Raw genomic sequence first — 14,907 nt, forward strand, 5'->3', positions numbered from 1 at the left:
TAAGATTCCGCGGAATTTGCGGTCTGAACAGCGTTAACGCGCCGCTGGCCAGGCGCTGCCCGACGGGCGCAATATCGATCCTTGAAGCGGTTGCGACAAGCGTCTGACCTGCGGTTTTGTGCTGATGATGCATTTAATGAATCATTGATTCAAGATTTGAGCACAAACTTCGAGGGAACTGTGGGGCGAGAATGGCGGTGGACGCGTTCGGGCGTGTGCTGCAGCTGAGTGCTGTTCAGCTGCTGCATCCCGAGGAACAGACTCTTGAGGACATGCTGACCGGGTGGCGCAACCAGCAGCTTTCCAGGAACCTCCAGTTCGACACGATCGACAAGGGCATCGCGAGTGTCCGCCGGTTCGTGAACCATGTGAACGAGTTTCCGTGGAACTGGGCACCGGAACACGTCGAGGAGTATTTCGGTGACCTCCGCTCAATCCACCAGCTGAAGCACTCCACGGTCCGCGGCTACCAGTCCACGCTCCGCCGGTTCACGTCCTACGTGTCAAACCCCGACTACGGCTGGGACCAGGTCTGCGAACAGCGCTTCGGCACGCACCCGTCCCAGGTCTTCTTTGACTGGAACACCGCCTCCCACACACAGGAGTACGAAGGACGTCCCTCCAAGCGGCCCTTCACCAAGACGGAACTCCAGATGCTGTTCGATCACGCCGACGACCAGGTCGAACTCATCGCCGCCTCAGGCAAGAAAGGCTGGCAGGCCGCCTACCGGGACGCCGTCATGCTGAAAATCGCCTACTCGTACGGGCTCAGATTCAACGAGCTCCGGCACCTGCAATCCATCGACTTTGCGGCCAACCCGAAGGCGCGAAGGTTCGGCAAGGCAGGCGTCTGCAAGGTCCGGTTCGGCAAATCCCGCAAGGGCTCCCCGCACAAACCCCGCAGCGTCCTGACGGTCTTCGACTGGACCGCCGGCGTTCTCGAGGACTGGCTCGCCAACGGACGGGGCATGCTCGACACCCTGGACCTGTTCCCCAGCGAACGCGGCGGCCTGATCTGCGAATCCACCCTGCTGCGCCGGCTCCGGCGCTACCTCAACGAGCTGGGCCTGCCAATGGATGGGCTGGACCTGCATTCGCTCCGGCGCTCCTATGCAACGCACCTGTTGGAGGACGGATGGGATCCTAGATTCGTGCAACATCAGATGGGCCACGAACACGCCTCCACCACCGGGATTTACCAGTTCGTCAGCGACGACTTCCGCAACACGACCCTTCGGGCGGCGCTGGACCGCACCATGGATGAAGTCCTGGGCGTGCAGATGCGAGGTGAATGGTGAGACGCGACGTCGAATACAAGTGGCGGCTCTCGGAGCTCATGGCAGCACGGGGCCTGCACAACACCACCGACCTCATCCCCCTTCTGGCCGAGCGCGGCATCACCTTGTCCCGCCCACAGGTCTACCGTCTCGTCAACCAGAAACCCGAACGCGTCGCACTGCAGGTCATCGCCGCGATCTGCGACATCTTCTCCTGCGGACCCGAGGACCTCATCACCGTCACAGCCGCCGACGTCCGCGCCCGCAAAACCGGAACCAGCGCCCCCAACGTCGTCGACCTGAACCGCACCGTCAGACCACGGCGCGCACGCATCATCGACAATGATCACTGACAAACCCGCAGGCCTCAGCCCCCGCAGCACCAGCCGCGGCCGGCCCCGCACCACGGGGACTGCTACCTGCGCACGCTGCGGCCGGGCCGCCGGTAAAACCCGCGCCACCTGGCCCGAAGGCCGAATCTGCGGCCCATGCTTCACCACCGCCACCCGCACCCACGGGACCTGCCCGGAGTGCGGCCAGCACAGACTTCTACCCGGGCCACCGGACATCAGCGGAGGGCCACGCTGCGCGCCCTGCGCCGGCATCCTCCACGACTTCCACTGCACCCGTTGCAATACGGAGGGCGAGTTCTACCGGCGCGGCATATGCGCCCGCTGCGCCCTCCGGGAGGACCTCAACGAACTACTGCTCATGCACCCCGCCGACCCGGACACCGCCGGCAAAATCGTCCATGCGCTTTGCAAAGCGGACCGGCCCGAAAGCATCATCACGTGGAAACGCTCCCCCAAAGTCCAAGCACTCCTGGCCTCTCTGTCATGCGGGGAAACTCCCTTGACGCACGAAGGACTCGATGCCGCGGCCAAGTCAGCGAACCGCGAAGCCAATCACCTGCGCGCCCTGTTCATTCATCATGGACTCCTCCCCTACCAAGACCCGTATCTGGCCCGGTTCGAAACCTGGATTGACGACAAGCTCCGCCACTTGCCCGAGGAGGTCGCCAAACCCGTCGCACAGTTTGCCACCTGGCATCACCTCCGGCGCATCCGGTCCATCACAACACCGGAGAAGAGCGCCCAAGCCCCGGTCCACTCGGCCAAGCAAGAGATCACCGAAACCGTCAAGTTTCTGGACTGGCTCTGGGAAACCCACCAGCGGACAGCGGCGAACTGCACCCAACAAGACATCGAAACCTGGCTCGCAACCGGTTCCACGACCAGAAAAGCCATCCGCACCTTCATCGTCTTCATCAAGAACACCGGCACAAACCACAGGGTGGACATGGGCCACTACACAGCCAAAACCCGCCCCGCGATCACCCAGGACCAGCGCGTGGCCTGGCTCCGGGAACTGCTTACCGGCACCAGCGAGTCCCTGCCCTACCGAGTCGCCGGCATCCTGCTGCTTCTCTACGCCCAGCCGCTCGTTCGGGTCGCCAAACTCCGGACCGACGCTATCGAAACCAATGAAAGCACCGGCAACATGCGGATCACCTTCGGCCCGCACCCAGTGCCCATTCCCGAACCCTTCGCCGACTTGCTTCGAGAGCACCTTAAAGGCCGTCCGAATCTCAGAACAGGATCAGACGCACAAAGCCCCTGGCTCTTCCCGGGGACCCGGGCCGGACAACCACTTCACCCAAACGGCATCATGGATAGGCTCCGAAGCCTGGGCATCGACCTGCGCGGCGCACGAAACACGGCCCTCGACGAACACCTCTTAGTCTCACCACCGCCACTGGTCGCCGACGCACTCGGATACAGCCACCAAGTAGCCTTCCTCCACGCCGACGCGGCAGGCGACGCCTGGTCCCGCTACGTCAACCTAAGAACCGGGCCTTGAAGCGTCCTTGCGAACACTTCGACAGTGACATCTAACTCTCACTCATCAAGGTCTTCTCGCCTGTCTGAGCGCAGATCCTCAATCGGTCTCTTTCCAATGAGCTCCTGACGATAACCCTCAACTTCAGCAGACTTCTTTCGAGACCATCGCCAACCAAAGTAGGACCCAAGAAGCCCAGCTAACGCGAAACCCACCGCCGTCACAGCCGGGGAGCCCGTTGCAACCTGGATCCAGACGGCAATGCCAACAACCAACATCGCTGTGACTACCAAAACGAAGGCTTTCTGCTTTCGACCCGTCATCGCACTCCTCCCCGAGCAGTTGTGCAAATGCTGGCACGAACTAGACCAACAGGGAAAGCCTTGGCAGCAAAGGTAGACATTCCGTGTTCTAGCGGAGGACTTGCACGACGCAGGCTTTCGTGGCGAATACGCTCACATTTGATCCGCAGGGATGCCAGTAACGGCAAGATGGCACTCCCTCATTCGGCCACCCAGCCACTAGTGGCTCCGCCGAATTGAGGCCCCCACAACGGCACCCAGGCCGAGCCCCACTGCGAAACCCCAAAACGGCGTGTGGAAGATCGCCAGGCCCAGGCTGATCCCCAAAGCAGCACCCACCAGGCTGCAGATCCATAGGGCTTTATTCACGCTGTCTCCGTCATGGCTAGGGGGCCTCACCTACTGCAGCGAGATTACTGCACCCCCAACAAGGGGTGCCACGGCGACAGCCCGCTTCAGTAACCGGCACTAGAGTCCACTCCCCTTCTTTACAGAGTCCGTCAGCGCGCCTCCTGGCGGCAGCTAAGCTCGAAACATGAGTTCCCTGAAAACCAAGCCTGCACCGACCGCACCCGCACGGGCAGCACTGGCTGCAGCAGTGGCCGACGTCGTGCTGATCCTTGTTTTCGCCGCTATAGGCCGGGATGCGCACCACCGCGAGGAGCCCATCCTCGGCGTGCTGCTGACCGCCTGGCCGTTCCTTGCCGGCGCAGCGGCAGGGTGGGCCACTGCCAGGGTGTGGCGCAGTCCATTGGCCATCGCCCGGGCCGGCGTTCCAGTCTGGCTCGCTACCCTGGTTGGCGGAATGCTCCTCCGGGCCCTGACCGGGCAGACGGTGGTCCTTCCCTTTATTATCGTTGCAACGCTGGCCCTCGCCGTGTTGCTGGTGGGGTACCGACTCCTGGTGGCAGGCGTGGTGCGCTTCCGCCGACGGCAGGGCAGGTAGAGGCGGCGGATTCAGGTGTCAGCCGGGTCCGGCGCCCGTGTAATAGGCTGGCCGGAGAGAAAAGCCTGCCGCGGGTCATCGCGGCGGCAATGATTGAAGGGGTTCAAGCGTGGTTACCGCATTTGTTCTGATCAAGACTGACGCCGCCCGCATCCCGGAGACGGCTGAAGAGATTTCAGCCATCGAAGGCATCAGTGAGGTGTATTCAGTCACCGGTGAATGGGACCTCATTGCAGTAGCGCGGGTCCGCAGGCACGAAGACCTCGCCGACGTCATCGCGGACCGGCTTTCAAAAGTTCCCGCAGTGGTCCACACCACCACGCACATCGCGTTCAGGGCCTACTCGCAGCACGACCTTGACGCCGCTTTTTCCCTGGGCTTCGAACAATAACCGCGGTTTAGGCGCGCGAGAGGGACACCCAACGGTCCAGCACGGCGGCGGCGGCACCGGAATCGATCGAGTCCGCCGCCCGCGCGAATGCCTCCTTCATGCGGTCAAGGAACGGGCCCTCGGCGTCCCGGTCGAACGCAACCAGGCCTGCCGCGGCGTTCACCAGCACGGCGTCCCTTGCCGGGCCCTCACTGCCGGCCAGCACATCCCGGACAACCCCCGCGTTCGCCGCCGCATTACCGCCACGGAGTTGTTCAACAGTAGCCAGCCTGATGCCGAGGTCCTCCGGGGAGAAACGCAGTTCACTGACGGCCCCGTCGCGGATCTCCCAGACTGTGGAGGGGCCCGTTGTGGTCAGCTCGTCCAGCCCGTCATTGCCGCGGAAGACCAGTCCCCTGCTCCCCCGGCGGGCCAGGACCCCGGCCACGAGTGGTGCCATCCGCGCATTGGCGACGCCCACGGCTGACGCCTGCACATTGGCAGGGTTGGTGAGCGGTCCCAGGAAGTTGAAGGCTGTGGGTACCGCCAGTTCCCGCCGCGGGACGGCCGTGTGCCGGAACGACGGGTGGAACACCTGGGCAAAGCAGAACGTGATTCCTGCCTCCTCCGCGTTCCGGGCCACCTGGGCAATGGGCAGGTCCAGGCGGACGCCGAGCGCCTCAAGTACGTCAGCGGAACCGGACGACGACGACGACGCGCGGTTCCCGTGCTTGACCACCTTGGCGCCGGCCCCGGCAGAGACCAGGGCGGCCATGGTGGAGATGTTGATGGTGTTAAGTTGGTCACCGCCGGTGCCGACAATGTCGAGTTTTTCCCCGCTGATGGTCACGGGGTTGGCGTGGGCAAGCATTGCCTCCACGAGGCCGGAGAGCTCATCCACCGTCTCGCCTTTGGCGCTGAGGGCCACAAGGAATCCGGCGATCTGGGCCGGTGTTGCTTCCCCGGACATGATGGTGTCCATGGCCCAGGAGGTGTTCTCCGCAGTGAGGTCAGTGCCCTTGATGAGCGTTGAGATCAACCGGGGCCAGGTGTTGGCGGACGCTTTAGTTGCCTGAGAAGTCACGTGCTGATGCTATCGACCGATGGCGGCCAGTGACCAATGTGAACCGTCGCGGGAACTTTTCCGGGCAATTTCGCGTCTTTGTAGAAAAAGTCCTCCGAAAAGGCGGTTTGCGTTGGGCAGCACGGACTTTTACAGACATAATGTCTATGTGACATCTGCGACCCATGCCCCCAGTACCCCGGCGCACCCCACGCTGAACCGCCCCAATATGGTTTCTGTCGGAACCGTTGTGTGGCTGTCCAGCGAGTTGATGTTCTTCGCCGGTCTCTTTGCCATGTACTTCACTCTGCGCTCCACGAGCGGACAGATGTGGGCGGAAGAGACGGCCAAGCTCAACTTCCCCTTTGCGCTCGTCAACACGATCGTCCTCGTGGCCAGTTCCTTCACTTGCCAGATGGGCGTCTTCGCCGCAGAGCGGCTGCAGCCACGGCGCACCGGCGGTGCCCTGCAGTTTGCCCGCTGGGGAATGAACGAATGGTTCACCCTGACGTTCCTCATGGGTGCGTTCTTCGTTGCCGGCCAGACCACCGAATACGCGATGCTGGTCTCCGAGCACGTCTCGCTCTCCTCCAACGCTTACGGCTCTGCCTTCTACATGACCACCGGCTTCCACGGCCTCCACGTTATCGGCGGCCTGATCGCCTTCCTGCTCATCATGGGCCGGTCCTTTGCGGCGAAGAAGTTCGGACACTTCGAAGCAACGTCTGCGATCGTCACCTCTTACTACTGGCACTTCGTTGACGTCGTATGGATCGGCCTCTTCCTGGTCATCTACGTACTCAAGTAGCCAGCTTTGATTCTTTTTCTACAAGAGGCAGAATTTCAGGTAGCGGCTCCCGGAGCCGGCGCAGGATCGAATAAAGGAAGCACCACGTGAAGGCACTCTCACAAAAGCGGCGACACCCTCTTGCAGCAATAGCGCTGCTTCTGATGGGGCTCCTCATAACGGGTGGGCTGTACGCCGTGGCAACCTCCATGAATGAGGCCAAGGCGAGCACCACCGCAAGCGCAAGCGACGTTGAAGAGGGCGGCAAGCTGTTCGCCGCGAACTGCGCCACCTGCCACGGCATGGGTGCCAGTGGCTCCAACGCCGGCCCCTCTCTGGTGGGCGTCGGTGCTGCTGCTGTTGACTTCCAAGTGGGCACTGGCCGAATGCCGCTGCAGATGAACGGTCCCCAGGCTATGAAGAAGCCGGCCCAGTTCAACGATGAACAGACCCAACAGCTTGCAGCCTACGTGGCTTCCCTGGGAGCCGGCCCGGCGATCCCTGAGACGGACCTGACAAGCGGTGGCGGCAACGCCGCGGCCGGTGGCGAGCTCTTCCGTACCAACTGCGCTATGTGTCACAACGCCGCCGCTGCCGGTGGCGCACTGACCCGTGGTAAGTTCGCTCCCGCCCTGGCCGGCGTCTCCGGCAAGCACATCTACGAGGCCATGGTCACGGGCCCACAGAACATGCCCGTCTTCAACGATGCCAACATCACCCCTGAGGGCAAGAAGGACATCATCACCTTCCTGAAGCAGATCGAGTCCACCGGTTCACCGGGCGGCGCCAATCTGGGATCGCTTGGTCCCGTCGCTGAAGGGCTGTTCGTCTGGGTGGCCGGTCTGGGCGTCATCATCGCCTTCACTATCTGGCTGACCTCCAGAACATCCTGACATCGCAGGCGAAGCACAAGAACTTCTGCTGCGCAGCCAGCAGCATAATATTGGAAACTAATCCGGCGAAAGCCGGGACGAGAGAAGGATGAGGCGAATCATGGGCAACCATAGTGACGGCAGTCCGAACCACTCGGGCACCGTAGCTACGGCTGGTCAGAATGAGGTGGAGAAATTCCAGGACCCTGGAATTCCCCCGCATCGTTTGCGCCTGGCTGACACGGACCCGAAGGCCGCAAAGCGGGCAGAACGGCAGGTCGCCTTACTATTTGGCATTTCTGTTGTTGGAACCCTGATCTTCCTGGTGGCGTACTTCGCCATTGATCTGGGAGATGACTCCAGCATCGCCACCATCCGGCTCCAGAACGCCCTGCTCGGCCTGGGCACTGCCTTCGCCATGCTCGGTATCGGTACCGGCATCGTGCACTGGGCCAAGGCCCTGATGCCCGATCACGAAGTCTCCGAAGAACGCCACGCGATCCGCTACGAAGAGGACCGTCAAGCGGCGGTCCGCATCGTCGACGACATCGTGGAAGAGACCGGCATCAAGCGCCGTCCGCTGATCCGCAACACCCTGCTCGGTGCTGTGGCGCTTGCCCCGCTTCCCGCCGTCGCCATCTTTGCTGACCTTGGACCCCGTCCGGACGACAAGCTGGCACACACCATGTGGGCTCCCCAGGACGGAAAGCGCAAGCGCCTGACCCGTGACCCTGACGGAACTCCCATCAAGGCCTCGGACGTCACCATTGGTTCGGCCTTCCACGTCATCCCGGAAGGCCTGAACGAACTCGAGGAAGGCAAGCTCAACGAGAAGGCAAAGTCCGTTGTGCTGCTCATGCGCCTGGACCCCGCGTCATTGAACCCGTCCAAGGGCCGCGAAGAGTGGGGTTACAACGGCATAGTTGCCTACTCGAAGATCTGCACCCACGTTGGCTGCCCCGTTGCTCTGTATGAGCAGCAGACGCACCACCTGCTGTGCCCGTGCCACCAGTCCACCTTTGACCTCACCCAAGAGTGCAAGGTGATCTTCGGCCCCGCCAGCCGTCCTCTCCCCCAGCTGCCCATCGCAGTTGATGACGAGGGCTACCTCGTCGCTACCAGCGACTTCCATGAACCCGTAGGACCAAGTTACTGGGAGCGTGATTCGCATGAGCGCAGCATCAACAGCTGAGCCGGCTTTCGTCGCCAAAACCAAGACAGGCCGGATCACCGACTTCGTCGACTCACGTGTCGGCGGGTCAGGGATCCTCCGCGAGTTCGGCCGCAAGGTCTTCCCGGACCACTGGTCGTTCATGTTCGGTGAAGTGGCGCTGTACTCGTTCGTCATCCTGCTGCTGTCAGGCACCTTCCTGACGTTCTTCTTCGATCCTTCCATGGCGGAGACCCGTTACGACGGCGGTTACGTCCCCCTGAAGGGCGTGGAGATGTCCGTGGCGTACAGCTCCTCGCTGAACATCTCCTTTGACATCCGCGGCGGACTTTTCATGCGCCAGGTGCACCACTGGGCAGCTCTGCTGTTCGTGGCATCAATCGCAGTCCACATGCTGAGGGTCTTCTTCACCGGCGCGTTCCGGCGTCCCCGTGAAATGAACTGGGTCGTCGGCAGTGTCCTGCTGATCCTGGCGATGGCCGCAGGCTTCACCGGCTACTCACTCCCCGACGATCTCCTGTCCGGCAACGGCCTGCGCATCATCGACGGTGTCATCAAGTCGATCCCGGTCATCGGAACGTACATCTCGTTCTTCCTGTTCGGTGGGGAATTCCCCGGCACCGCCATCATCAGCCGCCTGTACATGCTGCACATCCTGCTGGTGCCGGCACTGATCCTGCTCATGATCGTCCTGCACCTGTTCATGGTCGTCGTCCACAAGCACACGCAGTACCCCGGCCCGGGACGCAACGACAACAACGTCGTCGGTTACCCCCTGGGTCCTGTCTACGCAGCAAAGGCCGGCGGATTCTTCTTCATCGTCTTCGGCGTGATCGCATTGATGGCAGCGTTCTTTACCATCAACCCGATCTGGAACTACGGTCCGTACGACCCCTCCCCTGTGTCCGCCGGAACCCAGCCTGACTGGTACATCGGCTTTGTGGACGGCGCGTTGCGACTGATGCCGGGTACCCTGGGCAATTGGCGCGTCGAGCAGGTCTTCTTCGGATACGTCTTTACGTTCAACGTCCTGCTGCCGGCCCTGGTACCGGCCGGAATCCTGTTCACCGTGATGTTCATGTACCCGTGGATTGAACGCTGGGTGACCAAGGACGACCGGGAACACCACGTCCTGGACCGTCCAAGGAACGCCCCGACGCGTACCGCCATCGGCATGGCAGGTTTCGTCTGGTACTGCGTTATGTGGGCCGCTGCCGGTTCCGACCTCATCGCGACACACTTCGGTGTTTCGCTGAACGACGTCACTTACTGGCTGCGCGCACTGTTCTTCATCGGACCGGTTATCGCGTTCGTGGTCACCAAGCGGGTCGCCCTTGCGCTGCAGCGCAAGGACCGTGAGATTGCCCTCCACGGCCGGGAGACGGGCCGTATTGTCCGGCTCCCCCACGGTGAATTCATTGAGGTCCACGCACCGCTGGATGAGTACAAGCGCTACAAGCTGGTTGGCTTTGAGTCACCTCAGGTCCTTCCGGCCTTACCCAACGAGCACGGCGTCGTCACCCGCAAGGAAAAGCGCCGCGCACTCCTCTCCCGCTGGTTCTTCGAGGACCGCGTCGCCCCGGCCACGCCTGCTGAACTTGAGGCCGCTCACGGCCACGGCCACGAAGCTGTTGAATCGGCAGAAGGAAGCAAGAGCCTGACGCACTAGGTTTCCCGCCCAAACGGGAAAGGCCCGATCCATACGGATCGGGCCTTACCCGTTTCCTGGGCTGTTGCCTGCCCCAGCCCACGAAAGGGGCCTTCGGGCTGCCGGCTGGTGGAGGGGTTGGCCAAGGGCGGTTTGGTTAGTGGTTGCGGGCCCGCCGGGCTCCGGGCCGCTGCAGTGGCACCCACAGCTTGTACCGGTCAGCGCGGTAGTAGGACACCGAGTAGTCAACCATCGCCCTGGCGACAAAGGCATGCCGCTGGATCTTCAGTAATGGGGCCCCGACTTCCACGTTGAGCAGGCGCGCCGTGGAGGGTGATGCGGCAGTCGCCTCGATCATGTCCTCGCCCCACTCCATAACCAGCCCGTACTGCTCGCTGAGGACGTTGTAGAGCGACGTGGGCGGCTCGCCGTCGAGCAGGCCCGGGACCCGATGCGCCGGGATGAAGTTCTCGTCCACGCTCATGGGCTCCCCGTCCGCAAGGAGCAGCCGGCGGAAGCGGACCAGCGGGGTGCCCTCATCAAGCTGCAACTCGCGGGCAAGGAAGGCGCTGGCGCCAATCTGTTCGAAGCTGAGGACCTTGGCGGCAGGCACCATGCCACGCCGCTGCATTTCTTCGCTGTAGGACGTGAGCTTGACCTGCAGGTCGAGTTTCGGCCGGCGGACGAATGTCCCCAGGCCAACCACCCGCTCGATGACCTCCTCCCCCACCAAGGCATCGATGGCCTGCCGCACTGTCATCCGGGCCAACCCAAACCGCTCTGCCAGGTCCCGTTCCGACGGCAGGGCCGAACCTGGCGGGCACGACTGCGAGATGTACGTACGAAGGATCTCGCGAAGCTGCACGTAGATGGCCGTTCCGCTGGTGCGGTCGATTTCCCCCGTGATTGCGGCGGCGCCGGCTGCCATGATCGTTCTCCTGCCGTTGGGTGTCCCCTCAATTTTAGGACGGTCTAGACCAGCCCCGGACCGCGGCAGTCTTTCGCGCAGCAGCCGGACTGGAAGCTATATTTGGTCTGGAAACTTGCCAATTGACGGAGGGGGCCGTCGTTCGAAAAAGGAGTCCCTTTGCCAACAATGAAGGCCGTGGTGGCAGCGCCCGTGGGCCTGCATGCACGTTCTGCGGCGGTATTCGTTCGGGCCGTCACGGACACGGGGCTGCCGGTCAGCATCAGCAAGGCCGGTGCCGGCAGGGTGGACGCGCGTTCCCTGCTTCAGGTGATGACCGCTGACTTCCCCCAAGGTTGTGAAGTGGAACTGTCAATCAGCGAGAACGAACTGGAAGACGCCGTGGGGCGCGAGAAGGCCGAGAACGCCCTCCGGCAGCTTCGGGCGTTTTTAGAGTCGCAGGGGGCCGCGTAGAGGTCCCTGGAACGCAGATAACGACGTCGGGCCCCACCAAACTGGTGGGGCCCGACGTCGTTATTCGTTTGCTTGCTCAATGAGCGTGGTCGCCGCGGCTGTACTCGTACACCCAGCCAACAAGGGCCACAACGGCGATGCCGCCTGCGATGAACGTGATCCAGATGCCTACTGCCAGGCCCAGGAAGCCCGTGGCGCACGCGATGCCCAGGACCAGGGGCCACCAGCTCCAGGGGCTGAAGTGCCCCTGTTCGCCGGCACCTTCGTGGATTTCAGCGTCGCTGCGGTCCTCGGGACGAAGGCCCACACGCTTTCCAGTGAAACCAAGGTATGCCCCGATCATGCCGGCAAGTCCACCGACAAGCAGGATGCCCAAGGTTCCTACCCACTCACCCCAGTTGGTCAGGAAGCCGTAGACCAGAGCGACGGGGACGAAGAAGAAGACTCCAGAGCCAAAGATCCAAGATTCGATTTTCACTGTGCGGTGTCCTTCTGGTCAGCGTTTCCGAGGGTCGCTGCTGCGGGTGCCGGCGAATCGACGGTATGAACCTGGCGGAGTTCCGGGTGGTGCAGGTCCAGCGCGGGGCGCTCGGAGCGAATCCGGGGGAGCGAGGTGAAGTTGTGGCGCGGCGGCGGGCATGACGTGGCCCATTCCAACGAAGCACCGAAGCCCCACGGGTCATCAACCTGGACCTTTTCAGCATTCCGCCAGGTGATGTAGACGTTCCAGAAGAACGGAATCAAGGATGCGCCAAGGACGAAGGACGAGATGGTGGAGAACTGGTTCATCCAGGTGAAGTTGTCCTCCACCAGGTAGTCGGCGTAGCGCCGCGGCATCCCGGATACTCCCAACCAGTGCTGGATCAGGAAGGTGCCGTGGAAACCCAGGAAGAGCATCCAGAAATGGATCTTGCCCAGGCGCTCATTGAGCATCTTGCCGGTCCACTTGGGCCACCAGAAGTAGAACCCTGCGAACATGGCGAACACCACGGTGCCGAACACCACGTAGTGGAAGTGCGCCACCACAAAGTAGGTGTCCGAGACCTGGAAGTCCAGTGGCGGGGAAGCCAGGATGATCCCGGTGAGACCGCCGAAGAGGAACGTGATCATGAAGCCGATGCTCCACAGCATGGGAGTCTCGAAGGTCAGCGACCCGCCCCACATAGTGCCGATCCAGTTGAAGAACTTCACGCCCGTGGGCACCGCGATGAGCATGGTCATGAATGAGAAGAACGGCAGCAGGACGGCGCCCGTGACGTACATGTGGTGGGCCCACACCGTCACAGAGAGTGCTGCAATGGCAATCGTGGCGTAGACCAGGCCCTTGTAGCCGAAGATCGGCTTGCGGCTGAACACGGGGAAGATCTCCGACACGATGCCGAAGAACGGCAGCGCGATGATGTACACCTCAGGGTGGCCGAAGAACCAGAACAGGTGCTGCCAGAGGATGGCGCCGCCGTTTTCCGGATCGAAGATGTGGGCACCGAACTTCCGGTCCGCGCCCAAGGCAAACAGGGCGGCGGCCAGCGGCGGGAACGCCATGAGGACCAGGATCGCCGTGATCAGGGTGTTCCAGGTGAAGATGGGCATCCGCCACATGGTCATGCCGGGCGCACGCATGCAGATGATGGTGGTGATGAAGTTGACAGCACCCAGGATGGTTCCGAAACCGGACAGCGCCAGGCCAAAGACCCACAGGTCACCGCCAATGCCGGGGCTGAAGGTGGTGTTGGACAGTGGCGCATAAGCGAACCAGCCAAACGAGGCAGCGCCCTGCGGGGTGATGAACCCGGACACCGCGATGGTGGAGCCAAACAGGAAGAACCAGAAGGCCAGCGCGTTCAGGCGCGGGAACGCCACGTCCGGGGCGCCGATCTGCAACGGCATGATCACGTTGGCGAACCCCGCGAACAGCGGGGTGGCGAACATCAACAGCATGATGGTGCCGTGCATGGTGAACAGCTGGTTGTACTGTTCCTTGGTCTGCAGGATCTGCATGCCGGGCTCGAACAGCTCGGCGCGGATCAGCAGCGCCATGACACCGCCCAGGCAGAAGAACACGAAGCTCGCGATCAGGTACATGTACCCGATGGTCTTGTGGTCGGTGGACGTGATCCAGTTGACGACGATGCGTCCTTTGGATTTCGGAACCACGGGAGCTGTCAGGACCCCCGCTGGTGCGGATTGAGTGTACGTAGCCACGTCGCTCCCCTTACTTCATCTCGTTCACGTTTGGGTTGCGGTCATACTCGTTGCCGAGTAGACCAGTGTTGCCGGCCGCCTTAAGTTCGTCCATGTGGGCCTGGAACTCAGGTTCAGACACCACCTTGACGCGGAACAGCATTTCGGAGTGGTACTCCCCGCAGAGCTCGGCACACTTGCCGTCGTAGGTGCCCTCTTTAGTGGGCGTGAAGCGGATGTAGTTGGTCTTGCCGGGAATCATGTCACGCTTCTGCAGGAAGGCTGGAACCCAGAAGGAGTGGATGACATCGCGCGAGTTGAGTTCCAGGTCGACAGACTTGTTCACCGGCAGGTACAGGGTGGGGAGTTGTTCCTTGTCAATGGTGTTGCCGGTGAGGTGGGCCTGGACGCCGGCCTCGTACACGTCTTCCTGGATGACCTCGCCGGACTTGTAGTTGAAGTCCCAGGCCCACTGCTTGCCGCGGACGTCCACGACGACGTCGGCCGGCTGCGAACGGTCATCGATCGCCTGCTGGTCGCGGTCGGTGAAGTAGAAGAACACCAGGACCATGAAGATCGGGATGGTGAGGTAGAAGACTTCCAGCGGGAGATTGAAGCTGGTCTGGCGGGGGAAGCCAACCGTTCCCTTGCGGCGCCGGTAAGCGACCAGGCACCAGATGATCAGGCCCCACGTAATGGTGCCCACCACGAGCGCAGCAATCCAGGAGTTGACCCAGAGGTCCATGATGCGGTCGGTGTTGCTGGTGGTGCCACGTTCAGTGGGCATCCACCCTTTCTCTACCTCTGGCGAACATCCGGTCAAAACCAACGCGCCGGCAATAGCCAAGCTTGAGATCGTGGTGATCGTTTTGCGTCGGCTGCCGGTTCGGTTCTGCGAACTCACAGACGGCCCTTCCTACTTGTTGCTGTTGTCCGGGCAGCTATCGGCGCTCCGGGCACAAAAAAGTTTTACTACTCGATGTAGAGCTTACCGCTCCGCCGGGCGTTTCGCCCACATGTCGGCGCCGAGCCCCCGTGCCGTTTTAAACGGCTGGAAGCCCGGCGCCGAC

The 14,907-nt window shown here is 62.3% G+C and carries 16 protein-coding genes; 10 read left to right on the forward strand and 6 right to left on the reverse strand.

Translation table 11 applies throughout. From position 1 onward, the window contains the following. Positions 1-191: 191 nt before the first annotated feature. From PV772_RS02480 to PV772_RS02490, 3 genes are read left to right on the forward strand one after another with little or no spacing between them, the layout of a single operon-like run. Positions 192-1,298 (forward strand): site-specific integrase, encoded by a 1,107-nt coding sequence (locus PV772_RS02480; protein WP_141160405.1) that lies wholly within the window; start codon positions 192-194, stop codon positions 1,296-1,298. Next, entirely contained in the window at positions 1,292-1,630 is a 339-nt protein-coding gene (locus PV772_RS02485) for a helix-turn-helix transcriptional regulator (protein ID WP_217509636.1), read from the forward strand. The genes PV772_RS02480 and PV772_RS02485 overlap by 7 nt, the downstream gene beginning before the upstream one ends. Beyond that, on the forward strand, positions 1,620-3,137 hold the full coding sequence (locus PV772_RS02490) for a recombinase XerD (protein WP_236819513.1): 1,518 nt from the start codon (positions 1,620-1,622) through the stop codon (positions 3,135-3,137). Before PV772_RS02485 ends, PV772_RS02490 begins: the two co-directional genes overlap by 11 nt. A gap of 500 nt (positions 3,138-3,637) precedes the next feature. Here the strand turns inward: PV772_RS02490 and PV772_RS02495 are convergent, their stop codons facing one another. After that, entirely contained in the window at positions 3,638-3,787 is a 150-nt protein-coding gene (locus PV772_RS02495; protein ID WP_168225746.1) for a hypothetical protein, read from the reverse strand. A 166-nt stretch (positions 3,788-3,953) separates the two neighbouring features. Here PV772_RS02495 and PV772_RS02500 point away from each other — a divergent pair, with 166 nt between their 5' ends. Both PV772_RS02500 and PV772_RS02505 read left to right on the forward strand, forming a co-directional pair. Beyond that, positions 3,954-4,364, forward strand: a complete 411-nt coding sequence (locus tag PV772_RS02500; protein WP_141160403.1) for a DUF3054 domain-containing protein — start codon at positions 3,954-3,956, stop codon at positions 4,362-4,364. 109 nt (positions 4,365-4,473) lie between these two features. Continuing rightward, the gene (locus PV772_RS02505; RefSeq protein ID WP_141160402.1) at positions 4,474-4,755 is read left to right on the forward strand and encodes an Lrp/AsnC ligand binding domain-containing protein; all 282 of its coding nucleotides are present in this window, start codon (positions 4,474-4,476) and stop codon (positions 4,753-4,755) included. A gap of 7 nt (positions 4,756-4,762) precedes the next feature. On the opposite strand, the gene trpD is transcribed toward PV772_RS02505, so the two are convergent. Then, positions 4,763-5,818: an anthranilate phosphoribosyltransferase gene (trpD, locus tag PV772_RS02510; RefSeq protein ID WP_141160401.1), complete on the reverse strand. Its 1,056-nt coding sequence runs from the start codon at positions 5,816-5,818 to the stop codon at positions 4,763-4,765. Between the two features lie 112 nt (positions 5,819-5,930). On the opposite strand from trpD, the gene PV772_RS02515 reads away from it, so the two are divergent. The 4 genes from PV772_RS02515 (at position 5,931) to PV772_RS02530 (ending at position 10,296) form a co-directional block, all read left to right on the forward strand. Next, positions 5,931-6,605 carry a heme-copper oxidase subunit III gene (locus PV772_RS02515; protein ID WP_217509392.1) on the forward strand — a complete coding sequence of 225 codons (675 nt, stop codon included), beginning with the start codon at positions 5,931-5,933 and terminating at the stop codon, positions 6,603-6,605. Positions 6,606-6,691: 86 nt separating this feature from the next. Beyond that, positions 6,692-7,477 (forward strand): cytochrome c, encoded by a 786-nt coding sequence (locus PV772_RS02520; RefSeq protein ID WP_109044581.1) that lies wholly within the window; start codon positions 6,692-6,694, stop codon positions 7,475-7,477. Positions 7,478-7,577: 100 nt separating this feature from the next. Beyond that, positions 7,578-8,648, forward strand: a complete 1,071-nt coding sequence (locus PV772_RS02525; RefSeq protein WP_109044580.1) for a Rieske 2Fe-2S domain-containing protein — start codon at positions 7,578-7,580, stop codon at positions 8,646-8,648. Beyond that, entirely contained in the window at positions 8,626-10,296 is a 1,671-nt protein-coding gene (locus PV772_RS02530) for a ubiquinol-cytochrome c reductase cytochrome b subunit (protein WP_109044579.1), read from the forward strand. The genes PV772_RS02525 and PV772_RS02530 overlap by 23 nt, the downstream gene beginning before the upstream one ends. Before the next feature lie 136 nt (positions 10,297-10,432). On the opposite strand, the gene PV772_RS02535 is transcribed toward PV772_RS02530, so the two are convergent. After that, positions 10,433-11,203, reverse strand: coding sequence for a GntR family transcriptional regulator (locus tag PV772_RS02535; RefSeq protein ID WP_109044578.1), 771 nt, complete (start codon positions 11,201-11,203; stop codon positions 10,433-10,435). A gap of 159 nt (positions 11,204-11,362) precedes the next feature. On the opposite strand from PV772_RS02535, the gene PV772_RS02540 reads away from it, so the two are divergent. Further along, a complete protein-coding gene (locus PV772_RS02540) occupies positions 11,363-11,656 on the forward strand; it encodes an HPr family phosphocarrier protein (protein WP_109044577.1) in 294 nt (97 codons plus the stop codon). 76 nt (positions 11,657-11,732) lie between these two features. On the opposite strand, the gene PV772_RS02545 is transcribed toward PV772_RS02540, so the two are convergent. Genes PV772_RS02545 through coxB form a run of 3 tightly spaced genes read right to left on the reverse strand, consistent with a single transcriptional unit; the run spans position 11,733 to position 14,741 of the window. Next, complete coding sequence (locus PV772_RS02545; RefSeq protein WP_109044576.1) at positions 11,733-12,134, reverse strand: cytochrome c oxidase subunit 4; 402 nt, start codon at positions 12,132-12,134, stop codon at positions 11,733-11,735. Next, the gene (ctaD, locus tag PV772_RS02550; RefSeq protein ID WP_109044575.1) at positions 12,131-13,858 is read right to left on the reverse strand and encodes a cytochrome c oxidase subunit I; all 1,728 of its coding nucleotides are present in this window, start codon (positions 13,856-13,858) and stop codon (positions 12,131-12,133) included. Before ctaD ends, PV772_RS02545 begins: the two co-directional genes overlap by 4 nt. A gap of 10 nt (positions 13,859-13,868) precedes the next feature. Beyond that, on the reverse strand, positions 13,869-14,741 hold the full coding sequence (gene coxB, locus PV772_RS02555) for a cytochrome c oxidase subunit II (RefSeq protein ID WP_109044574.1): 873 nt from the start codon (positions 14,739-14,741) through the stop codon (positions 13,869-13,871). Between the last annotated feature and the right edge of the window lie 166 nt (positions 14,742-14,907).

Source organism: Pseudarthrobacter sp. CC12, assembly GCF_039907755.1.
Taxonomy (GTDB): domain Bacteria; phylum Actinomycetota; class Actinomycetes; order Actinomycetales; family Micrococcaceae; genus Arthrobacter; species Arthrobacter niigatensis.